This is a genomic window from Celeribacter halophilus (assembly GCF_018860305.1).
GTDB classification, from domain to species: Bacteria; Pseudomonadota; Alphaproteobacteria; order Rhodobacterales; family Rhodobacteraceae; genus Celeribacter; species Celeribacter halophilus_A.
Window position 1 is genome coordinate 175,356 of the sequence record NZ_JAHKPE010000040.1, and the last position, 20,582, is coordinate 195,937.

Sequence of the window (20,582 nt, forward strand, 5' to 3'; positions counted from 1 at the left end):
CTTTTTGTCCATTGTGATCACAAGTGCGCCTATGATTACGCCTACGACCAGACTCTCCGACAATCCGACCGCAGCACATGACCGTATCTATCGGGCTTTGCGCTCGCGGATCATGCATGGGGAGTTTGCCCCCGGACAGGCGCTGACGCTGCGCGGCATCGGCAAGATGTTCGACGTTTCCATGACGCCCTCGCGCGAAGCGGTGCGGCGGCTGGTGGCTGATGGCGGGCTCAACCTTTCGGCATCGGGTCGCGTCAGCACGCCGGAACTGTCGAACGAGCGGTTGGAAGAACTGGCCTCCATCCGTGCGTTGATCGAGCCAGAACTGGCCTCGCGCGCGCTTCCTCGGGCGCATATGGCACTGATCGAGCGGCTTCAGACGATCAATGGCACCATCGCGGAGATGGTCGCCAAGCATGATGATGTCGGCTATATTCGCGCCAATCTGGACTTTCATCGAACGCTCTATCTGCGCGCACAGGCGCCTGCCATGCTGGCCTTGACCGAAACCGTCTGGCTGCAACTCGGACCGACGATGCGCGCACTCTATGCGAAGCTCAATCGCACGGAAGTGCCGCATAACCACCGCCTGATCGTGGCGGCGTTGCGTGCAGGGGACGAGCCGGGGTTGCGCCTTGCGGTGCGCTCGGATGTGACCAAAGGTTTGCGTATGCTTGCTATGTGATCTCGCGATTTGTGTGGCGTTGTTTTGTGATCTGACGACCTGCAATGCAGTTGGAAACGAGCCGCGATGTGGCCCGTAAACAACGCGCTTTTTAGCTGTCCTCAGATAATTTCAGAAAAATCTTAAAAAAGTGAAAATAGCGCGACGGAATAGCTGTCTTGCGGCGTTAGTGCTTGTGACTGTGAGCGCGAACGTGCCGATCACGCCTGTGTTATTGGCGGGATTTGTATGCGCCACGTTATGAGAAAAGAGAGATTCCGGCCCTTCTCACCCCCCCGATGATGGGTCGGACGAGAAGGGACCGCCATTTCCGGCGGTCCCTTCTCACTTGTGATCGACTTGACCTTTTCTGCGCCACAGCGTTTTCTGCGGGTGCAGCAAAAGGAGACAGCCATGACACGCTATCTGGAAATGACGGAAATGATGACGCCGGATCTGGCGAATTTTTCCGGCAAGGTGCATGGCGGCGCACTGCTGCGGCTTCTGGACCTCGTCGCCTTCTCCTGTGCCTCGCGGTATTCCGGCCAGTATGCGGTGACACTGTCTGTCGATCAGGTGATGTTCAAAGAGCCGATCCATGTGGGTGAGTTGGTGCATTGTCGGGCGACCGTGAACTATGTCGGGCGCAGCTCGATGGAGATCGGGATTCGGGTCGAGGCGGAGAACATTCGCACGCAAACCGTGCGGCATACGAATTCCTGCTATTTCACTATGGTGGCGGTGGACGAGAACGGGAAAACCGTTGAGGTGCCACGGTTTACGCCGGAGAGCGACGTGGACAAGCAACGCTGGCATGCGGCGGAGTTGCGCAAGGCATTGCGGCGTGAACATGCGCAGCGGCTGGAAGAAGCGGCGGCTGGCACAGGTTGAAGCCTGATAAATTCGGACCGACACAGGTCATAAAAAAGGCGCTCGAAGGAGCGCCTTTTCTGTTTGTTGAAACCCCGCGCCTTACGCGTGGATCGGACCGTCGCCACAGGCCAGAGCAGCCTCGCGCACGGCTTCCGAATAGGTCGGGTGCGCGTGGCAGGTCAGCGCGATGTCCTGAGCGGAGCCGCCATATTCCATTGCCACACAGATTTCGTGGATCATGTCGCCCGCTGCCGGACCGATGATCGCCGCGCCCAGAAGGCGGTCGGTTTCCGCGTCTGCAATGAGCTTCACGAAACCGTCGCCCTGAAACACGGCCTTGGCGCGGGCGTTGCCCATGAAGGAGAACTTGCCGACTTTGACCTTGCGGCCTTCTGCTTTCAGCTGCGCTTCGGTCTTGCCGACGGTGGCAACCTCCGGCGAAGTGTAGATCACGCCGGGGATTACGTCGTAATTCACATGGCCATGCTTGCCTGCAAGCACCTCTGCGACGGCCATGCCCTCGTCTTCGGCTTTGTGGGCCAACATAGGTCCGACGATGGCGTCACCGATGGCGTAGATGCCCGGCACGTTGGTGGCCCAATGGGCGTCGGTTTTGACCTGACCGCGGTCGGTGAATTCGACGCCAAGCTCGGTGAGACCCAGACCGTCGGTGAAAGGTTTGCGGCCCGTGGCGACCAGAACCACGTCGGCGTCAAGCACATGCTCGCTGTCGTCTTTCTTGAGCTTGTAGTTGACTTTCGCCTTGGTTTTGGACGCATCCACACCCTGAACCGCGGCGCCGAGAACGAATTTAAGGCCTTGTTTTTCAAGCAGCTTTTTGAAAGTGCGCTGAACGTCGGCATCCATGCCGGGGGTGATGAAATCCATGTATTCCACCACGGTCACTTCCGCGCCGAGGCGGGCGTAGACGGAGCCAAGCTCCAGACCGATCACACCGGCGCCGATGACGGCGAGTTTTTTCGGAACTTTCGGCAGTTCCAGCGCGCCGGTGCTGTCCACAACCACGCCGCCTTCGTTGTTCACTTCAACGCCGGGCAGGGAGGTCGGCACAGAGCCGGAAGCGATGACGATATTCTTGGCCTCATGGACCTCGTCACCGACCTTGACCTTGCCCGCAGCCGGAATGGTCGCCCAGCCTCTGAGCCAGTCTACCTTGTTCTTTTTAAACAGGAATTCAATGCCGCCGGTGTTCTGGCGGACCACGTCATCCTTGTAGGCTTTCATCTGGTTCCAGTCGACGGAAGGCGATTTGCCCTTGAGGCCCATTGCCGCGAAATTATGCTCGGCTTCGTGCAGATGATGGGTCGCGTTCAGCAGCGCCTTGGAGGGGATACAGCCTACGTTGAGGCAGGTGCCGCCCAGCGTCTCGCGGCCCTCGACCACGGCGGTCTTGAGGCCCAGTTGGGCGCAGCGAATGGCGGATACATAGCCGCCCGGACCCGCGCCGATGATGATTACGTCATAAGATGCCATGGTCTTCTCCTTGGTCTTTGAATTGGTCGTTTTCCAGTGTCGGATTTATGTCGGACAAGCGTCGGACAACCGTCGGGCATTTTTGATAGGCGTTCACAGAAGCGCCGCGATGAACAATATGGCACAGCAGAGCATGGCCGTGACCCAGATCAGGGACCGCCACGGTTGCCAGCCAAAGGCATAAGCGGGCACATAGAGCACCCGCGCGATGAGATAGACAGAGGCCGCCGCCACGGTCATGGTGCTCGACTGACCCGAAAGGTGGATCAGGAGCACGCCAGCCGCGAAGAACGGAAACATCTGGATATGATTGTCATAGGCCCGCAGCATCCGCGCGGTGCCCACACGCATCTCGCGAGACGGCGCACGGTCGCGCGGGCTTGTCGTGTAACCCTGTCCGAGATCCACATTCGCCATGTAGGAAGCCACCGCGAATTGCGCGATGTGCAAGAGGCCTACGAGGGCGAGGAGGGTGAGGAGCGGGGTCATGACTTAGTGCTTGCTGTGAGAGATAGGGCTGCACAAACGTCGACTTTGATAAATACGAATGCCAGTGCGCCAGCGATCAAAGACAACATTTGAATCCATTTGAATTGAAAAATCCGCCTTCCCACACTCTCAGCAGATTGCTCAATGACATTGTCTAAGATGCGGTGAACTTCTGAGTTTTGTGGATGTATCTTTTGACGATCTGTGTGGGCTTGTTTGCTAATCACCATTGCATGATTGAGAGATGAAAGAACCTTGAACCCAGATAGAAAGCTGATTGACCAGAGCGTTACTGTCGCAAGAAAAATGCGAGTTTCCAACAGAGAGAGGTCAGGCGATACCGTAGCTAGCGCGTAACCAATTCCCGCGCCGGCAGCAGACATTGCATAGTAACACCTGCGTTCTTGCAAACGCCAGATTTCAAATACAATGTCTTTTGCTTCCGGCACGGGACTAATCTTTCTGTGTTACCTTACAGATCCATAAGCAGACGACGCGGGTCTTCGAGGGCTTCTTTGACGCGCACGAGGAAGGTCACGGCGCCTTTGCCGTCCACGATCCGGTGGTCATAGGAGAGCGCCAGATACATCATCGGACGGATCACAACCTGACCGTTGATGGCCATCGGGCGGTCCTGAATCTTGTGCATCCCGAGGATACCGGATTGCGGGGGGTTCAGGATCGGCGAGGACATCAGCGAGCCGTAGACACCACCGTTGGAGATGGTGAAGGTGCCGCCTTGCATCTCTGCCATGGAGAGCTTGCCGTCACGGGCGCGTTTGCCTTTTTCGGCGATGGCTTTTTCGATTTCGGCAAAGGACATGCTGTCGGCATCGCGGATCACAGGCACCACGAGACCCTGCGGCGTGCCGGCGGCAACACCCATGTTCACGTAGTTCTTGTAGACGATGTCGGTGCCGTCGATTTCGGCGTTCACTTCCGGCACTTCCTTGAGCGCGTGGCAGCAGGCCTTGGTGAAGAAGGACATGAAGCCGAGGCGCACGCCGTGTTTCTTCTCGAACAGCTCTTTATACTCTTTGCGCAGAGCCATCACCTCGGTCATGTCCACCTCGTTATAGGTGGTGAGCATGGCGGCGGTGTTTTGCGACTCTTTAAGGCGGCGCGCGATGGTTTGACGGAGTTTCGTCATTTTCACACGCTCTTCGCGGGCGGCGTCAGCGACCGGACGCGGAGCAGCAGGTGCTGCGGCAGGGGCCGGAGTTGCCGCCGGTTTGTTCAGCGCGTTGAGCACGTCTTCTTTCATGATGCGACCGTCTTTGCCGGTGCCGGTGACGGAGGCGGCATCAACGCCTTTTTCGGCCATCAGCTTGTTGGCGGACGGTGCGTTTTCGACGTCTTTGCCAGCGGAAGCCGCGGGGGCAGCAGCCGGAGCGGCTGCGGCAGGAGCGGCGGCAGCACCCGCGCCGGAGGACATTTCAGCCAGTTTGCCACCAGCGGCAACTGTGTCGCCCTCATTGGCGATGATCGAGGTCAGGGTGCCAGCGGCGGGGGCGGGCACTTCGACGGAGACCTTGTCGGTTTCCAGTTCGCAGAGCATTTCGTCGGCTTCGAAGCTGTCACCCACGGCTTTGAACCATGTGGCAACGGTGGCTTCGGTCACGGATTCGCCAAGGGTCGGCACCATGATGTCGACGGTTTCGGATGCGCCGGAGGCCGCAGGGGCCGCAGCCGCAGGAGCGGCGGCAGCTTTCGGGGCAGGGGCGGCACCTTCGCCAGCGTTCAGCGTGGCCAGCAGCGCGTCAACGCCGACAGTTGTGCCTTCGGCGGCGACGATTTCGCCCAGAGTGCCAGCGGCGGGGGAGGGCACTTCGACGGTGACCTTGTCGGTTTCCAGCTCGCAGAGCATTTCGTCAACGGCCACAGCATCTCCCGGTTTCTTGAACCAGGTGGCGACGGTGGCCTCGGTGACGGATTCACCTAGGGTCGGGACGCGGACTTCAACGGACATGTGATTACCCTTCGATATTGAGCGCATCGTTCACGAGCGCCGTTTGTTGTGCTTTGTGCTGAGATGCCAGACCCGTTGCGGGCGAGGCGGAGGCGGCACGTCCGGCGTAGACCGGGCGCGTGTGCTTGGCACCGATACGTGTCAGCACCCATTCGATATTCGGCTCGACAAAGGTCCAGCCGCCCTGGTTCTTGGGCTCTTCCTGACACCAGACGATCTCGGCGTTTTTGAAGCGTTCAAGCTCCTTGACCATCGAGAGCGCGGGGAAGGGGTAGAACTGTTCGAGACGCAGGATGTAGGTGTCGTCCTTGCCGGCGGCGTCGCGGGCCTCAAGCAGGTCGTAGTAGACCTTGCCGGAGCAGATCACGACGCGTTTGATGTCCTTGTCCGCTTTGAGTTTGATCTGGGATTTGTCGGTGCCGTAGGTGGCATCGGCATCGTCCCAGAGGATGCGGTGGAAGGAGGAGCCATCGGTGAAATCGGCGGCGACGGAGGTGGCGAGTTTGTGACGCAGAAGCGATTTCGGCGTCATCAGGACCAGCGGCTTGCGGTAGGAGCGGTGCAGCTGGCGACGCAGGATGTGGAAGTAGTTCGCCGGCGTCGTGCAGTTTGCGACGATCCAGTTGTCCTGACCACACATTTGCAAGAAGCGTTCGAGGCGTGCGGAGGAGTGTTCCGGCCCCTGACCTTCAAAGCCGTGGGGCAGGAGCATCACCAGACCGGACATCCGCAGCCATTTCGATTCACCCGAGGAGATGAACTGGTCGAACATGATCTGCGCACCGTTGGCGAAGTCGCCGAACTGGGCTTCCCAGAGGGTCAGCGCGTTGGGTTCGGCCAGCGAGTAGCCGTATTCAAAGCCCAGCACCGCATATTCGGAGAGCATCGAGTCGATGACCTCGTAATGGGCCTGCCCTTCGCGGATGTGGTTGAGCGGGTAGTAGCGCTCTTCGGATTTCTGGTCGATCAGGGCGGAGTGGCGCTGCGAGAAGGTGCCGCGCGTGGAGTCCTGACCGGCGAGGCGGACCGGATAGCCTTCGGTCAGAAGCGAGCCGAAAGCCAGTGCTTCGCCGGTGGCCCAGTCAAAGCCCTTGCCCTCTTCGAACATCTTGGCCTTGGCCTGAAGCTGGCGCGCCACGGTTTTGTGCAGGTTGACGTCGTCCGGTGCGCTCGTGAGAGCACGCCCGACCTGCGCCATGGTTTCTTCGGAGATGAAGGTCTGGCCGCGCTGGTATTCGTCACCTTCGCGGTTGATGTGTGACCACCGCCCGTCGAGCCAGTCGGCCTTGTTCGGTTTGTAGGTTTTACCGGCTTCGAACTCGTCGTTGAGATGGGCCTGGAAGGCCGCTTTCATATCCTCGATCTCGCCCTCGGGAATGAGACCGTCCTTGACGAGACGTTCGGTGTAGAGCTGGAGCGTGGTCTTGTGCCGCTTGATGTTGGTATACATCTGCGGGTTGGTGAACATCGGCTCGTCACCTTCGTTGTGACCGAAGCGGCGGTAGCAGAAGATGTCGATCACCACGTCCTTGTGGAACTTCTGACGGAATTCGGTGGCCACTTTCGCAGCGTGGACCACGGCTTCCGGATCGTCGCCGTTGACGTGGAAGATCGGGGCCTCGACCATCAGTGCGATGTCGGTCGGGTAGGGCGAGGAGCGCGAGAAGTGCGGCGCTGTGGTAAAGCCGATCTGGTTGTTCACAACGATATGGATCGTGCCGCCGGTGCGGTGACCGCGCAGGCCGGACAGACCGAAACATTCGGCCACGACGCCCTGACCGGCAAAGGCCGCATCCCCGTGCAGCAGCACCGGAATGACCGAAGTGCGCTCGGGATCGTTGTTCTGGTCGGTCTTGGCGCGGGCCTTGCCGAGCACAACGGGGTTCACCGCCTCAAGGTGCGAGGGGTTCGCGGTGAGCGACAGGTGGACCTTGTTGCCGTCAAACTCGCGGTCGGAGGATGCGCCGAGGTGATATTTCACATCGCCGGAACCGTCCACATCGTCGGGTTTGAAGGAACCGCCCTGAAATTCGTTGAAAATCGCGCGGTAGGGTTTGCTCATCACGTTCGCCAGAACGGAAAGGCGACCACGGTGCGGCATGCCGATGACGATCTCTTTCGCGCCGAGGTTGCCGCCGCGTTTGATGATCTGTTCCATCGCCGGAATGAGGCTTTCGCCGCCATCAAGCCCGAAGCGTTTCGTGCCCATGTATTTCACATGCAGGAATTTCTCGAAACCTTCGGCCTCGACCAGCTTGTTCAAAATGGCGCGGCGGCCGTTCTTGGTGAACTGGATTTCCTTGCCGAAACCTTCGATCCGCTCTTTGAGCCAACCGGCCTGTTCCGGATCGGAGATGTGCATGTATTGCAGCGCGAATGTGCCGCAATAGGTGCGTTTCACGATGTCGAGGATCTGGCGCATGGAGGCGTGTTGCAGCCCCAGCACGTTGTCGATGAAGATCGGGCGATCCATGTCGGCTTCGGTAAAGCCGTAGGTGCGCGGATCAAGCTCCGGATGGGGCTCTTCGTCACGCATCTTGAGCGGGTCGAGATCGGCAATGAGGTGGCCGCGAATACGGTAGGCGCGAATGATCATGATCGCGCGGATACTGTCGAGCACGGCGCGTTTGACCTGATCTTCGGTGATGGCCACGCCTTTTTCGGCGGCTTTTTCCTTGATCTTCTGACCGGCTTTTTCGGCAGCGGCCGGTTCGGCCCACTGACCGTCGAGCGCATGGGTCAGTTCGTCATCAGGGACCGGCGGCCAGTCCGAACGACCCCAGGAGGGCCCCGCCGCTTCTGCGGTGACATCATTCGCCGCATCTCCAAGGGATTGGAAGAACTCGGCCCAGGAGGCGTCTACGGAAGACGGGTCTTGGGTGTATTTCGCGTAAACTTGTTCGAGATATTCCGCGTTATGCCCCTGCATGAAGGAGGAGGCATGGAAGATGTCATTGGGGCTATGGTCGTTCATCGGTGTGACCTTAATTAGGGGGCGTTTCCGTTTCGAGGGCAGGCACGCATCGCCTTTTGTGGGTGCGCCTGCGCCCTTCTTTAACAAAGGGCGCAGGCGAAGTTTGTCAACTGCACCTGAACAGGTGCGCGCAGGCCTTAGCCTTTGGCAATGGCTTCCTGCACAGCTTCGCCAAGCGTTGCGGGGCTGTCCGCAACCACGATGCCAGCAGATTTCATGGCTTCGATCTTGCTTTCCGCATCACCTTTGCCACCGGCGACGATGGCGCCAGCGTGGCCCATGCGGCGGCCCGGAGGCGCTGTGCGACCGGCGATGAAACCGGCGGTCGGTTTCCAGCGGCCTTTTTTCTTCTGCTCGGCGAGGAACTCGGCGGCTTCTTCTTCGGCGGAACCACCGATTTCACCGATCATGATGATGGAAGTGGTTTCCGGATCGTCGAGGAACATGTCGAGCACGTCGATATGCTCCGTGCCTTTGATCGGGTCGCCGCCGATGCCCACAGCGGTGGACTGGCCGAGGCCGAGATCGGAAGTCTGTTTCACAGCTTCATAGGTCAGCGTGCCGGAGCGGGAGACAACACCCACGGAGCCACGTTTGTGGATGTGGCCCGGCATGATGCCGATTTTGCAGGCATCCGGCGTGATGACACCGGGGCAGTTCGGGCCGATGAGGCGCGAAGAGCTGTCTGCGAGGGCGCGTTTCACCTTCATCATGTCGAGCACCGGAATGCCCTCGGTGATGCAGATGATCAGCTCCATTTCGGCGTCGATCGCTTCGAGGATCGAGTCGGCTGCGAAGGGCGGGGGCACATAGATCACGGAAGCATTGGCTTCGGTGACGTGTTTCGCCTCATGCACGGAGTTGAACACGGGCAGGTCGAGGTGGGTTTGACCGCCTTTGCCCGGAGTGACGCCGCCAACCATTTTGGTGCCGTAAGCGATGGCCTGTTCGGAGTGGAAGGTGCCTTGCGAGCCAGTGAGACCCTGACAGATGACCTTGGTGTTTTCGTCTACGAGAATTGCCATGTCTGTTAGCCCTTCACTGCTTTAACGATTTTCTGGGCGCCGTCTTTGAGATCGTCGGCTGCGATAACATCGAGGCCGGAGTTGTTGATGATCTCTTTGCCGAGCTCCACGTTGGTGCCTTCGAGGCGGACAACGAGCGGAACCTTGAGGCCCATTTCTTTCACGGCTGCAATCACGCCTTCGGCGATGATGTCACAACGCATGATGCCGCCGAAGATGTTCACGAGGATGCCTTTGACGTTGTCGTCAGAGGTGATGATCTTGAACGCTTCGGTAACTTTTTCTTTGGTCGCGCCGCCGCCCACGTCGAGGAAGTTGGCCGGTTCTGCGCCGTAGAGTTTGATGATGTCCATGGTGGCCATCGCAAGACCGGCACCGTTCACCATGCACCCGATTTCACCGTCAAGCGCGATGTAGTTCAGGTCGTGTTGGGAAGCAGCCAGTTCTTTCGGGTCTTCTTCGGTCTCGTCGCGCAGTTCGACAATGTCGGGGTGGCGATAGAGCGCGTTGCCGTCAAAGCCGACTTTTGCGTCGAGCACTTTGATGTTGCCATCGGGCATGACGATCAGCGGGTTGATTTCCAGCTGTTCCATGTCTTTTTCGATGAAGGCCTGATAAAGCTGGCCCATCAGTTTGACGCATTGTTTGACCTGTGCGCCTTCAAGGCCGAGGGCGAAAGCAACGCGGCGGCCGTGGAAGGCCTGATAGCCAGTGGCCGGATCGACAGAGAAGGACAGGATTTTCTCGGGCGTTGCCGCAGCAACTTCTTCGATGTCCATGCCACCCTCGGTGGAGCAGACGAAAGACACGCGCGAGGTCTGGCGGTCGACGAGCAGGGCGAGGTAGAGTTCGCGGTCAATGTCGGAACCGTCTTCGATGTAGATGCGGTTGACCTGTTTGCCTGCCGGACCGGTCTGGTGTGTGACGAGGGTCTTGCCCAACATCTTCTTCGCTTCTTCTGCGGCTTCTTCCACAGATTTCGCGAGGCGCACGCCGCCTTTTTCGCCAGCATCGGCTTCGACGAATTTACCCTTGCCGCGTCCCCCTGCGTGGATCTGGGCTTTGACAACCCAAAGCGGGCCGTCGAGCTCGCCGGCCGCAGATTTCGCGTCGGCTGCGCTCAGGACAGCGCGACCGTCAGAAACCGGAGCGCCGTATTCCTTGAGAAGGGCTTTCGCCTGATACTCGTGGATGTTCATTAGAGATATCCTCTCCCTGGTTCGATTGCCCCGTATATGGCATTTGCCGGAGGGCATAAGAAATGGTTTTTTCCGTGATTGGCGGGAAAACGCGCGTGTTTTCAGTTTTTGTGATCACAGGAAAGTTTCGTGTGATCACAAATTCCATTTTCTATCCGATTTCCGAATCACCTCGCGGAATTTTGCATCATTTGGCGTTTTTAGTAGCGGCGACAGTTTTACAATCTGTGTATCCGTTCGCCCAGCGCGACGCTTTTACGCGGCAGCGCACAGATCGATTTCCTTGTCCGAAAGGGGCAGGGGGCGTAGTTATATAGCAAGACTCACTCACAGACAGTTCGGGGATCATCATGTATAAATCGGAGAAAAAAGCCGCTCTGGCGCTCGTGGCCGTTCTGGCGACACCCCTTGCGGCGCAAGCGGCAGACTTCAGCCTGTCCGTTTACGGCGGCTACCAAACAGCCCCGCACAGCAGCGTGTCCGGCACCGATGGCGTCGACACTTTCGACTTCACCACAGGGTGGGAAGGCAAGAGCTTTGACATGCCGCCCTATTACGGTGTGCGCGGCACCTACTGGGTGAACGAGACCTTTGGCTGGATCGCGGATTTCACCCACAGCAAGGTCTATGCGGACGAAGACGACATGGCCGATAACGGATTTTCGACGCTGGAATTCACCGACGGGCTGAACAACCTGACGGTTGGTCCGATCTGGCGCTGGCCGGGGGCTTGGGACAAGTTCACCCCTTATGCGAGCGTCTCGGCGGGGATCATCATTCCGCATGTCGAGGTGACCACCGAGAACACCGATACGTTGGAATACCAGATCGCAGGGCCGACCATCGCGCTGGTCCTCGGGGCGAGCTACGAGTTGAACGACCGCTGGGATTTGTTCACCGAATATAAAGGCAGCTATAGCCAGCTTGACGTTGATCTGGACGGCGGCGGCAACCTTGAAAGCGACATCATTACCAACGCTTTGAACTTCGGGGTGACCTATAAGTTCTGATCTCTGATCGGCAAGTGAACGAAATGGCCGGGCCCGTGGTGCCCGGCTTTTTCATGTCCATTTTCATGTCTGGCGGCTCACATCTCCAGACCGGCCTTGGCGAGAATGTCATGGTCGCGGTCGCGCAAGAGACTGTCGAAATGGGCGCGGGAGAGGTCCAGCCCGTCGCAATCTTTCGGAAAGAACGGTTCGGGCTGAAGCAGACCCAATGTCCAGAGCGCGTCAACCTGCTGCGGTGTGAGGGATTGCACCCCGTTGACCATGCGCAGGATTTCCTGCGGGCGGTCGGCATGGCTGCGGGTGAACCTGTGTTGCGCCTCGCGGGCCTCGCCGATCTTGCGTTTCGGGCCGGAGTAATTCTCGAAGGATTTTTTTAACAGTTTTATGGCGTAATGCAGCGGCGTCAGCCCGTCGAAATGGAGCAACAAGCGCTGATGTATTCTGTCGAGTTGTGGCTTCGGGCCGTCTCCCACGGCTTTGGGGTGGTGAACCCCGAGTTCCCAGTCGTGACCGGTCGGGGTGATGGTTTTGCCAACCCGATGCCCTGTGAGGCCGAAGGCGAGGAACTTGGCGAAGCGGCCATAGAGCGCCTCTGCATCTTCGGGGGTGAAGCTTGTCGGATGGCGGAAGCCGCCCGCGAAGATCGTGTCCTGCACCGTGTCGGGCAGGTAGACCCGCTCCGCATTGCGCACGACCAGCCCCTTGTTGCGGTCGGCTTTGGCCAAGGCGTTGGACAGCGCCTGACCGTCGGCGATGAACTCGTCCACGTCGCAATGCAGAACCCAGTCACAAGTCGTGCGCCTGTAGACGTATGTGGCAACGAATTTCTGTCGCCCCGTGTGGCGCTCCGGTCTGCGGCCACGGTTTTCGCGGTCCCAGAAGGCCTGATCGCAGGTGGTGATGAAGATGCCGTCGCGGTCCCCGATCAACCTTGCGACGTCGGGATTGGGACGGTCGAGGAAAATGTGAACCTCCCGCGCGCCGATGGCGCGGGTGTGACGCGCAAAGGCGGCGATCAGCGGGGCAGGCTCGTCACCAAGCGAGGCCACGGCCCATGTCGGTGTGGCACCGGGCGGTGTGGCCTCATGCGTGTCCGGTAAATCTGTCGTGTCCGATGGGGTCAAAGGTCCAAACCAGTCTCAAATCAAAACCATGCCGGAACGTAACAGCGCAGCGCCAGCACCGAAACACAAAAAAGCCCGCAGGGTAAGCTGCGGGCTTTCGGTAATTTTTCAGATTGCGCGCCGGCTTAGGCCAGCGAACCGTCGATGGCTTTACAAGCTTCGACGAGGCCTTTCACGGCTTCAACGGATTTGTCGAACATCACTTGCTCGTCTTTGGTGAGCTTGATGTCGACAACTTTTTCGATGCCGCCAGCGCCGATCACGGTGGGCACGCCCACATACATGTCGTTCACGCCGATCTCGCCGTTGCAGTAAGCTGCGCAGGGCAGAACGCGTTTCTGGTCTTTGAGGTAGGCTTCGGCCATTTCGATCGCGGAGGTGGCCGGAGCGTAGAAGGCGGAGCCGGTTTTCAGCAGGCCAACGATTTCGGCGCCACCGTCACGGGTGCGCTGAACGATTGCGTCCAGTTTCTCTTGCGTGGTCCAACCCATCTCGATGAGGTCGGGCAGCGGGATACCGGCAACGGTGGAGTAGCGCACGGAGGGCACCATCGTGTCGCCGTGACCGCCCAGAACGAATGCGGTGACGTCTTTCATGGAGACACCGAATTCGACGGAGAGGAAGTGACGGAAACGCGCGGAGTCGAGCACGCCAGCCATGCCGCAGACTTTGTTCGCCGGAAGACCGGAGAATTTCTGCAGCGCCCAGACCATCGCGTCGAGCGGGTTGGTGATGCAGATCACAAAGGCGTCGGGGGCGTGTTTGGCAATGCCTTCACCCACGGATTTCATGACCTTGAGGTTGATGCCGAGAAGGTCGTCGCGGGACATGCCGGGCTTGCGTGCCACACCGGCGGTCACGATGCAGACGTCTGCGCCAGCGATGTCTTCGTAGGATTGGGTGCCGGACATGGTGGCATCGAACCCTTCGGAAGGGCCGGATTCAGCGATGTCGAGGGCTTTGCCTTCGGGCAGGCCTTCAGCGATGTCGAAAAGGACAACGTCGCCGAGTTCTTTCAGGGCTGCAAGGTGGGCAAGTGTGCCGCCGATATTGCCAGCGCCGATAAGGGCAATCTTGGGTCGGGCCATGTGTCAGTCTCCAATCAGTTGGTGAGATTGGCGCATGGGTAGCCCTTTGAAGGCATTCGTGCAAGTCTGTGCTGCGCTGCCGCGTTCAGGTTTTCGCTAGCGTTAGCGATAACCCGACTGTATTCGCATAAGAAAATATCCCGGTTCGACAAGGCCCCCGTGATGACGCTGGATTTCAATTTCTACTTTTTCGCCCTTCCTGCCGTGCTGTTCGCGGGGATCTCCAAGGGCGGTTTCGGTTCTGCCGCGGCCTTTGCAGCCACGCCTTTTCTGGCTTTGATTCTCTCGCCGGGGCAGGCGGTGGGGCTGATGTTGCCCTTGCTGATGGTCATGGATGTGACGGCGATCAGGTTGTTCTGGCGCAAGTGGGACATGCGGGTGTCGGCAATTCTGATCCTTGGTGCTGTTCCCGGAATTGTGATCGGCGCACTGTTATATGGCGTCGCGGATCCGGCGGTGTTCAAGCTGATGATCGGGGTGGTGGCCGTGGGATTCGTGGCGTGGCAACTGGCGAAAGCGCGGCACTGGATCAAGCCGCCGAAACGCGAGCTGGGCACGGGCGCGGGGCTGGCGTGGGGCGGTGTCACCGGTCTCACGAGTTTCATTTCCCACGCCGGAGGACCGCCCGCCGCCGTTTATCTTTTGTCCAAGCGGCTGGACAAGACGACCTATCAGGCGACCTCGGTTCTGGTGTTCTGGGCGATCAATGCGATGAAGGTCGTGCCCTATTCCATGGTTGGCATTTTCACCAAGGAGAGCCTGATTGCGGATTTGACCTTGGTGCCGGTGGCGGTGCTGGGCGTGTTTGCCGGTGTCTGGATGCATCATAGAGTGCCGGAAAAGCTGTTTTTCGGGCTAACCTATGTGTTTCTGGTGATCACGGGGGGCAAGCTGATCTGGGAAGCGCTGGCCGGATAGGTCATGTGGCGGTGGGATGGGCTTGCCTGCAGGCGTCTGCACGGTGTCTGACGCGATAAATTCTGCGCTGCGGAAAATTTACCCTTGCGGAATGGTTCATTTTTGTGGCCTCTTGCGCAACAATATTGCGGAGGAAAAGAATCAATGACCGAACTCGCCACTCGCCCCTATCGCTCGGCTCTCTATATTCCCGGATCAAAGGAACGTGCGCTGGAAAAGGCCAAGGGTCTGGCCTGTGATGCCATTCTCTTTGATCTCGAAGATGCGGTTGCGCCTGATGAAAAGACCAAGGCGCGCGGGTTGCTGCAAGAGGTTCTGGCCCAAGGCGGCTACGGCAACCGCGCCAAGATCGTGCGTGTGAACGGGTTTGACACCGAATGGGGCCGCGATGATGTGGCGGCCTTTGTCGGTGCGGATATTGACGGGATACTCCTGCCGAAGGTGGAGAGCGCCGAGATGGTCGAAGCTCTGGCGCAGGCCATCCCCGATGTGCCGCTCTGGGCGATGATGGAGACCCCGCTGGGGATGCTCAATGCTGCAGAGATTGCCGCCCATCCGAGGATGGCGGGGTTTGTCATGGGGACCAATGATCTGGCGAAAGAGCTGAACACACGTTTCCGCGCCGACCGTCTGCCGATGATGGGCGGGCTGCATCTGTGCCTGATCGCGGCGAAAGCCTACGGCATTGTGGTGCTTGATGGCGTCTATAATGCGTTCAAGGACGAAGAGGGCCTCAGGGCGGAATGTGAACAGGGCCGTGACATGGGCTTTGATGGCAAGACCCTGATCCATCCGGCGCAACTGGCGGTCGCCAACGCGGCTTTCGCCCCGACGGAAGCGGAGATCGACCTCGCACAGCGCCAGATCGCAGCTTTCGAGGAGGCCGAGGCGAAGGGCGAGGGGGTTGCTGTGGTGGATGGCAAGATCGTGGAGAATCTGCATATCGTGACGGCGCGGGCGACGCTCGCGAAACATGAAGCCATTCAAGCCATGGGGTGACGCACGCCCCGTGGAGAGGAGACAGCGATGCTAATTCTTATTCTCGGGGTTCTGCTTTGGGCCGCCGCCCATATGTTCAAACGTCTGATGCCCGAGCGGCGGGCACAGATGGGGGACAAAGGGCGCGGGGCCGTGGCGCTGGCGCTTGTTGTGTCCGTCATTCTGATGGTGATCGGCTACAAGATGGCCGCCGAGATATTTGTCTGGGCACCGCCCTATTTCCTGCGTCACCTCAACAACCTGATGGTGCTGGTTGCGATCTATATGATGAGTCCCGCGCCGAAAAAGGGCGTGATCCTCAACGGGCTGCGTCACCCGATGCTCTTGGGCTTCGCGCTCTGGGCGGTGGCGCATCTCATGGTCAACGGCGATCTTGCCTCGATCATCCTGTTCGGTGGCCTGCTGGTCTGGTCGCTGGCGGAAATCGCGCTCATCAACCGCGCGGAAGGTGCGTGGGCTGGGCGGGAGAAAGGAAGCCTCGGCAAGGATGCGATGTTCTTTGTCGCCTCCGTCGTGCTTTACGGCGTGATCGGGTATATCCACACAGTTGTCGGCCCGTCGCCGTTTCCAATGTGAGGAAGAGATCATGAAAGCCTACAGGCTCCTGACCGAAGAAGACACATCCGCCTTTTGTCACAAGGTGACAAAGGCTTTGAGCAAGGGGTGGGAGCTTTACGGCTCGCCCTCCTACGCCTTTGATGCAAGCACGGGAAAGATGCGTTGCGCACAGGCGGTTATTAAAGAGGCCGACGGGGAATATGACCCGGAGGTGAAACTGGGAGGACTTTGAAGTGAATGCATGTCGCGTGAAAACCAATCCGGGGCGCTTTTTCGAGGACTATAGAGTGGGGCAGGTGATTGAACACGCCGTGCCGCGCACCGTGTCCGGCGGAGAACGTGCGCTTTATCATGCGCTCTATCCGGCGCGACATGCGCTATATTCGTCCGATGAATTTGCCGAGAGCTGCGGGCTGTCGGGCAGTCCGGTGGATGACCTGATCGCCTTTCATGTGGTCTTTGGCAAAACCGTGCCCGATATTTCGCTCAATGCCGTGGCGAACCTCGGTTATGCGGAGGGGCGTTGGCTGAAACCTGTTTATACGGGAGATACGCTGCGATCGGTCTCCGAGGTGATTGGGCTTAAACAGAATTCCAACGGCAAATCCGGTGTGGTCTGGGTGCGGACCACGGGGCTTAACCAGTTCGATGAGCCGGTGCTGGAATATGTCCGCTGGGTCATGGTGCGCAAGGGCGATCTGGACGCCCCCGCGCCGGAGACGGTGATCCCCGAACTGTCAAAGGTGGTGGCCCCTGAGGCGCTGGTGATTCCCGAGGGGCTGGATTTTCTCAAATACAACTTCACGCTGGCCGGAGAACCGCACCGCTGGGCCGATTACGAGATCGGCGAGAAGATCGACCATGTGGACGGGGTGACGATTGAAGAGCCCGAACACATGATGGCCACACGGCTCTGGCAGAACACGGCGAAGGTGCATTTCGATGCCACCAACCGCGAGGATGGCAAGCGGCTGATCTATGGCGGCCATGTGATCTCCATGGCGCGGGCGCTGTCGTTCAACGGTCTGGCCAATGCGCAGATGATTGTGGGGCTGAACGGCGGGGCACATGCCAACCCCTGTTTTGCAGGCGACACCGTGCGGGCCTATTCCGAGGTGCTCGATAAGGCGGAGACCACAGCGCCCGGCGTCGGCGCGCTCCGGTTGCGGCTTGTGGCCTATAAACACGGTGCGCCGGAGTTCGCCTACAAGACGGATGAGGGCAAATATCACCCCGATGTGCTGCTGGATCTGGATTACTGGGCCGTTGTGCCGCTGTAAGTCGCAGGGCTTTCGGGATTTGTGATCGCAAACGGGGGCGCGACGATGTTCGCGGCCCCGTTTTTTTGTGTTTCCGGCGAAGAACGGCGCATAAATCTTATAAAAACCCTAGGTAAATGGGTTTTGCCAGTATTTGTGATCACTGACGGTTTCTTGTGATCACAGATGGCGTTTTCCTGCATTTTAGACGCCAGAAACCGCTCACTTTAGCGCTCACAGGTGGTGACTCCGAGGCAGAAAGGTATAATACAGAGAGCAACTTTAACGCATCAATCGTGAAAGGACGCCACCATGGCTGATGTGAATCGCGGTAACCGACCGCTCTCTCCGTTCATGATCGGACCGTATTATCGACCACAAATGACGTCGGTCTCGTCGATCATGGTTCGTATCACCGGCATTGCCTCGCTGGGGTCTGTCTTCCTTGTGATCTGCTGGTTCCTCGCAGCGGCAACCTCCGAGTCGGCATTCAACTGTTTCAACGACCTCTACGGAAGCTGGATCGGGAATATCGTCATGCTCGCGGCCGCTTGGGCCATCTGGTATCACATGCTGGGTCGTGTCCGTCACGTGATCTGGGATTTCGGCTACTGCCTCGACGTAGAGACTTCCGAGAAAATGGGCTGGGGCATGTTTATCGGGGCAACTGTCCTGACCGTGCTGACGGCTCTTGTGTTTCTGATTTTCTGAAGGGGCTGGCCATGAATTATCTCACTGACCGCAAACGGGCAACGGGTCTGGGCGCCGGGCATACCGGCGCGGCACATCACTGGCTGACGATCGCGACGTCGATCTCGCTGGCCATCCTCGTGCCGCTTTTCATTTTCACTTTCGGATATGCCGTGGGCCATTCCTATGAAGAGGTGCTGGCCTTTTACAGCAACCCCTGCATAGCGATCATCACGGCGCTCTGCCTCGTGGGCGGAATTATCCATCTGAAGACCGAAGTGGACGAAGCCGTCGAGGATTACATCGGGGGCATCAAACGCAAGCTGACGCTGATCGCGGTCGCAGGCTTTTGCTATGCCCTGATGGCCACCGGTCTTTTCGCCCTTTTGAAACTCGCCATTCAGTGATGCGCGGCAAGGAATAAAGACAATGACAGCAGCATATGAATATGAAACCCACGAATACGACGTCGTCGTCGTTGGCGCCGGTGGTTCTGGTCTGCGTGCGACTCTCGGCATGGCCGAACAGGGCCTGCGCACAGCCTGTGTGACCAAGGTGTTCCCGACGCGCTCGCACACCGTGGCCGCGCAAGGCGGGATCGCCGCATCGCTTTCCAACATGGGGCCGGACAACTGGCAGTGGCATATGTATGACACGGTCAAGGGTTCCGACTGGCTCGGCGACACGGATGCGATGGAATATCTCGCCCGCGAAGCGCCCAAGGCGGTTTACGAGCTTGAGCATTACGGCGTGCCGTTCTCGCGCACCGAAGAGGGCAAGATCTACCAGCGTCCTTTCGGCGGCCACACCACCGAATTCGGTGAAGGCCCGCCCGTGCAACGGACCTGTGCTGCGGCGGACCGGACCGGTCACGCGATCCTGCACACGCTTTACGGCCAGTCCGTCAAGGAAAAGGCCGAGTTCTACATCGAATATTTCGCCATCGACCTGATCATGTCCGAAGACGGCCAGTGTCAGGGTGTGCTGTGCTGGAAACTCGATGACGGGACGTTCCACCTGTTCTCCGCGAAGATGGTTGTGCTTGCGACCGGCGGCTATGGCCGTGCGTTCTTCTCCGCGACCTCTGCCCACACCTGCACCGGCGACGGTGGCGGCATGGTGGCACGCGCGGGTCTTGCGCTTCAGGATATGGAATTCGTGCAGTTCCACCCGACCGGCATCTACGGCTCCGGCTGTCTGATCACCGAGGGTGCGCGCGGCGAAGGCGGTTATCTGACCAACTCCGAAGGCGAGCGTTTCATGGAACGCTACGCGCCGACCTATAAAGACCTCGCCCCGCGTGACTATGTGTCCCGCTCCATGACGATGGAAATTCGTGAAGGTCGCGGTGTCGGTGAACATAAAGACCACATCTACCTGAACCTCAGCCACCTGCCCGCCGAAGCCTTGGCGCTGCGTCTGCCGGGGATTTCGGAATCTGCGAAGATTTTCGCAGGTGTGGATGTGACCAAGGAGCCGATTCCGGTTCTGCCGACCGTGCACTACAACATGGGCGGTATTCCGACCAACTATCACGGTGAGGTTCTGAACCCGACCAAAGACAACCCGACCGCAGTCGTTCCGGGCCTGATGGCCGTGGGCGAGGCGGGCTGTGCCTCTGTGCATGGTGCGAACCGTCTGGGGTCCAACTCGCTGATCGACCTTGTTGTCTTCGGGCGTGCCGCCGCGATCCGCGCCGGTGAAATCCTCAAGCCGGGTGCTCCGAATCCGGTTCTGAACATGGCATCTGTCGAGAAGGCCTTTGACCGTTTCGACAATATCCGCCATGCGAAGGGCAACATCCCGACCGCCGAGTTGCGTCTTGAAATGCAGCGCACGATGCAAGCCGATGCAGCCGTGTTCCGCACCGACAAGACCCTCAAAGAGGGCGTCGAGAAAATGACCGCAATCGCGGCCAAACTGGACGATCTGCATGTCACCGACCGCACGCTGGTGTGGAACTCCGATCTGATGGAGACGCTGGAACTGACGAACCTGATGCCGAACGCTCTGGCCACCATTCACGGTGCCGAAGCGCGTAAGGAATCCCGTGGCGCCCACGCGCATGAGGATTATCCGGAGCGGGACGACAAGAACTGGCGCATCCACACGATTTCGCGTGTTGATGGCAACAAGGTTGATCTGAGCTATCGCCCGATCATCGAAGCCCCGCTTACGACCGAAGACGAGGGCGGGATCAGCCTCGAAAAGATCGCTCCGAAAGCTCGGACGTTCTAAGAAACATGTTG

Annotated in this window: 20 protein-coding genes; 11 read left to right on the forward strand and 9 right to left on the reverse strand. The window is 59.1% G+C overall.

Features of this window, described 5'->3' with window-relative positions:
• The first annotated feature begins 31 nt into the window (after window positions 1-31).
• On the forward strand, window positions 32-685 hold the full coding sequence (locus tag KO492_RS17960; RefSeq protein ID WP_066606725.1) for a GntR family transcriptional regulator: 654 nt from the start codon (window positions 32-34) through the stop codon (window positions 683-685).
• 393 nt (window positions 686-1,078) lie between these two features.
• Complete coding sequence (locus KO492_RS17965) at window positions 1,079-1,555, forward strand: acyl-CoA thioesterase (RefSeq protein WP_216046232.1); 477 nt, start codon at window positions 1,079-1,081, stop codon at window positions 1,553-1,555.
• Between the two features lie 81 nt (window positions 1,556-1,636).
• Here the strand turns inward: KO492_RS17965 and lpdA are convergent, their stop codons facing one another.
• The 7 genes from lpdA to sucC form a co-directional block, all read right to left on the reverse strand.
• On the reverse strand, window positions 1,637-3,031 hold the full coding sequence (lpdA, locus tag KO492_RS17970) for a dihydrolipoyl dehydrogenase (RefSeq protein ID WP_216046233.1): 1,395 nt from the start codon (window positions 3,029-3,031) through the stop codon (window positions 1,637-1,639).
• Between the two features lie 93 nt (window positions 3,032-3,124).
• Entirely contained in the window at window positions 3,125-3,520 is a 396-nt protein-coding gene (locus tag KO492_RS17975) for an MAPEG family protein (protein WP_216046234.1), read from the reverse strand.
• Window positions 3,517-3,969 carry a hypothetical protein gene (locus KO492_RS17980; RefSeq protein WP_216046235.1) on the reverse strand — a complete coding sequence of 151 codons (453 nt, stop codon included), beginning with the start codon at window positions 3,967-3,969 and terminating at the stop codon, window positions 3,517-3,519. The genes KO492_RS17975 and KO492_RS17980 overlap by 4 nt, the downstream gene beginning before the upstream one ends.
• Before the next feature lie 23 nt (window positions 3,970-3,992).
• Window positions 3,993-5,489 (reverse strand): 2-oxoglutarate dehydrogenase complex dihydrolipoyllysine-residue succinyltransferase, encoded by a 1,497-nt coding sequence (odhB, locus tag KO492_RS17985; protein ID WP_216046236.1) that lies wholly within the window; start codon window positions 5,487-5,489, stop codon window positions 3,993-3,995.
• A gap of 4 nt (window positions 5,490-5,493) precedes the next feature.
• Window positions 5,494-8,463, reverse strand: a complete 2,970-nt coding sequence (locus tag KO492_RS17990; protein WP_216046237.1) for a 2-oxoglutarate dehydrogenase E1 component — start codon at window positions 8,461-8,463, stop codon at window positions 5,494-5,496.
• A 137-nt stretch (window positions 8,464-8,600) separates the two neighbouring features.
• Window positions 8,601-9,488, reverse strand: coding sequence for a succinate--CoA ligase subunit alpha (sucD, locus tag KO492_RS17995; RefSeq protein WP_066606743.1), 888 nt, complete (start codon window positions 9,486-9,488; stop codon window positions 8,601-8,603).
• Window positions 9,489-9,493: 5 nt separating this feature from the next.
• The gene (sucC, locus tag KO492_RS18000; protein ID WP_066606745.1) at window positions 9,494-10,687 is read right to left on the reverse strand and encodes an ADP-forming succinate--CoA ligase subunit beta; all 1,194 of its coding nucleotides are present in this window, start codon (window positions 10,685-10,687) and stop codon (window positions 9,494-9,496) included.
• A 350-nt stretch (window positions 10,688-11,037) separates the two neighbouring features.
• On the opposite strand from sucC, the gene KO492_RS18005 reads away from it, so the two are divergent.
• On the forward strand, window positions 11,038-11,697 hold the full coding sequence (locus KO492_RS18005; protein WP_216046238.1) for an outer membrane protein: 660 nt from the start codon (window positions 11,038-11,040) through the stop codon (window positions 11,695-11,697).
• A 77-nt stretch (window positions 11,698-11,774) separates the two neighbouring features.
• Here the strand turns inward: KO492_RS18005 and KO492_RS18010 are convergent, their stop codons facing one another.
• Together KO492_RS18010 and mdh are read right to left on the reverse strand one after the other, a co-directional pair.
• Complete coding sequence (locus KO492_RS18010; RefSeq protein ID WP_216046239.1) at window positions 11,775-12,821, reverse strand: glycosyltransferase family 2 protein; 1,047 nt, start codon at window positions 12,819-12,821, stop codon at window positions 11,775-11,777.
• Window positions 12,822-12,946: 125 nt separating this feature from the next.
• Window positions 12,947-13,909 (reverse strand): malate dehydrogenase, encoded by a 963-nt coding sequence (gene mdh / locus KO492_RS18015; protein ID WP_066606751.1) that lies wholly within the window; start codon window positions 13,907-13,909, stop codon window positions 12,947-12,949.
• Window positions 13,910-14,071: 162 nt separating this feature from the next.
• Here mdh and KO492_RS18020 point away from each other — a divergent pair, with 162 nt between their 5' ends.
• From KO492_RS18020 to sdhA, 8 genes are all read left to right on the forward strand, one after another.
• Window positions 14,072-14,827, forward strand: coding sequence for a sulfite exporter TauE/SafE family protein (locus tag KO492_RS18020; RefSeq protein ID WP_216046240.1), 756 nt, complete (start codon window positions 14,072-14,074; stop codon window positions 14,825-14,827).
• 144 nt (window positions 14,828-14,971) lie between these two features.
• Window positions 14,972-15,826, forward strand: coding sequence for an HpcH/HpaI aldolase/citrate lyase family protein (locus KO492_RS18025; RefSeq protein WP_216046241.1), 855 nt, complete (start codon window positions 14,972-14,974; stop codon window positions 15,824-15,826).
• Between the two features lie 27 nt (window positions 15,827-15,853).
• Window positions 15,854-16,402 carry an NnrU family protein gene (locus KO492_RS18030; protein WP_216046242.1) on the forward strand — a complete coding sequence of 183 codons (549 nt, stop codon included), beginning with the start codon at window positions 15,854-15,856 and terminating at the stop codon, window positions 16,400-16,402.
• A 10-nt stretch (window positions 16,403-16,412) separates the two neighbouring features.
• Complete coding sequence (locus KO492_RS18035) at window positions 16,413-16,616, forward strand: DUF1737 domain-containing protein (RefSeq protein WP_216046243.1); 204 nt, start codon at window positions 16,413-16,415, stop codon at window positions 16,614-16,616.
• Between the two features lie 16 nt (window positions 16,617-16,632).
• On the forward strand, window positions 16,633-17,664 hold the full coding sequence (locus tag KO492_RS18040; RefSeq protein WP_216046330.1) for a MaoC family dehydratase: 1,032 nt from the start codon (window positions 16,633-16,635) through the stop codon (window positions 17,662-17,664).
• Between the two features lie 291 nt (window positions 17,665-17,955).
• The gene (sdhC, locus tag KO492_RS18045; protein WP_216046244.1) at window positions 17,956-18,354 is read left to right on the forward strand and encodes a succinate dehydrogenase, cytochrome b556 subunit; all 399 of its coding nucleotides are present in this window, start codon (window positions 17,956-17,958) and stop codon (window positions 18,352-18,354) included.
• 11 nt (window positions 18,355-18,365) lie between these two features.
• The gene (sdhD, locus tag KO492_RS18050) at window positions 18,366-18,740 is read left to right on the forward strand and encodes a succinate dehydrogenase, hydrophobic membrane anchor protein (protein ID WP_066606764.1); all 375 of its coding nucleotides are present in this window, start codon (window positions 18,366-18,368) and stop codon (window positions 18,738-18,740) included.
• 22 nt (window positions 18,741-18,762) lie between these two features.
• Window positions 18,763-20,571: a succinate dehydrogenase flavoprotein subunit gene (gene sdhA, locus KO492_RS18055; RefSeq protein WP_216046245.1), complete on the forward strand. Its 1,809-nt coding sequence runs from the start codon at window positions 18,763-18,765 to the stop codon at window positions 20,569-20,571.
• The last annotated feature ends 11 nt before the right edge of the window (window positions 20,572-20,582 follow it).

Bases quoted from the DNA above. Each gene is read 5' to 3' on its own strand.
- KO492_RS18025 (WP_216046241.1), top strand. From the start codon at position 14,972: ATGACCGAACTCGCCACTCGCCCCTATCGCTCGGCTCTCTATATTCCC.
- KO492_RS18030 (WP_216046242.1), top strand. From the start codon at position 15,854: ATGCTAATTCTTATTCTCGGGGTTCTGCTTTGGGCCGCCGCCCATATG.
- sdhD (WP_066606764.1), top strand. From the start codon at position 18,366: ATGAATTATCTCACTGACCGCAAACGGGCAACGGGTCTGGGCGCCGGG.
- KO492_RS17965 (WP_216046232.1), top strand. From the start codon at position 1,079: ATGACACGCTATCTGGAAATGACGGAAATGATGACGCCGGATCTGGCG.
- KO492_RS17960 (WP_066606725.1), top strand. From the start codon at position 32: ATGATTACGCCTACGACCAGACTCTCCGACAATCCGACCGCAGCACAT.
- KO492_RS18035 (WP_216046243.1), top strand. From the start codon at position 16,413: ATGAAAGCCTACAGGCTCCTGACCGAAGAAGACACATCCGCCTTTTGT.
- sdhA (WP_216046245.1), top strand. From the start codon at position 18,763: ATGACAGCAGCATATGAATATGAAACCCACGAATACGACGTCGTCGTC.
- sucC (WP_066606745.1), bottom strand. From the start codon at position 10,687: ATGAACATCCACGAGTATCAGGCGAAAGCCCTTCTCAAGGAATACGGC.
- lpdA (WP_216046233.1), bottom strand. From the start codon at position 3,031: ATGGCATCTTATGACGTAATCATCATCGGCGCGGGTCCGGGCGGCTAT.
- KO492_RS17990 (WP_216046237.1), bottom strand. From the start codon at position 8,463: ATGAACGACCATAGCCCCAATGACATCTTCCATGCCTCCTCCTTCATG.
- mdh (WP_066606751.1), bottom strand. From the start codon at position 13,909: ATGGCCCGACCCAAGATTGCCCTTATCGGCGCTGGCAATATCGGCGGC.
- sdhC (WP_216046244.1), top strand. From the start codon at position 17,956: ATGGCTGATGTGAATCGCGGTAACCGACCGCTCTCTCCGTTCATGATC.
- KO492_RS18005 (WP_216046238.1), top strand. From the start codon at position 11,038: ATGTATAAATCGGAGAAAAAAGCCGCTCTGGCGCTCGTGGCCGTTCTG.
- odhB (WP_216046236.1), bottom strand. From the start codon at position 5,489: ATGTCCGTTGAAGTCCGCGTCCCGACCCTAGGTGAATCCGTCACCGAG.
- KO492_RS18020 (WP_216046240.1), top strand. From the start codon at position 14,072: ATGACGCTGGATTTCAATTTCTACTTTTTCGCCCTTCCTGCCGTGCTG.
- sucD (WP_066606743.1), bottom strand. From the start codon at position 9,488: ATGGCAATTCTCGTAGACGAAAACACCAAGGTCATCTGTCAGGGTCTC.
- KO492_RS17975 (WP_216046234.1), bottom strand. From the start codon at position 3,520: ATGACCCCGCTCCTCACCCTCCTCGCCCTCGTAGGCCTCTTGCACATC.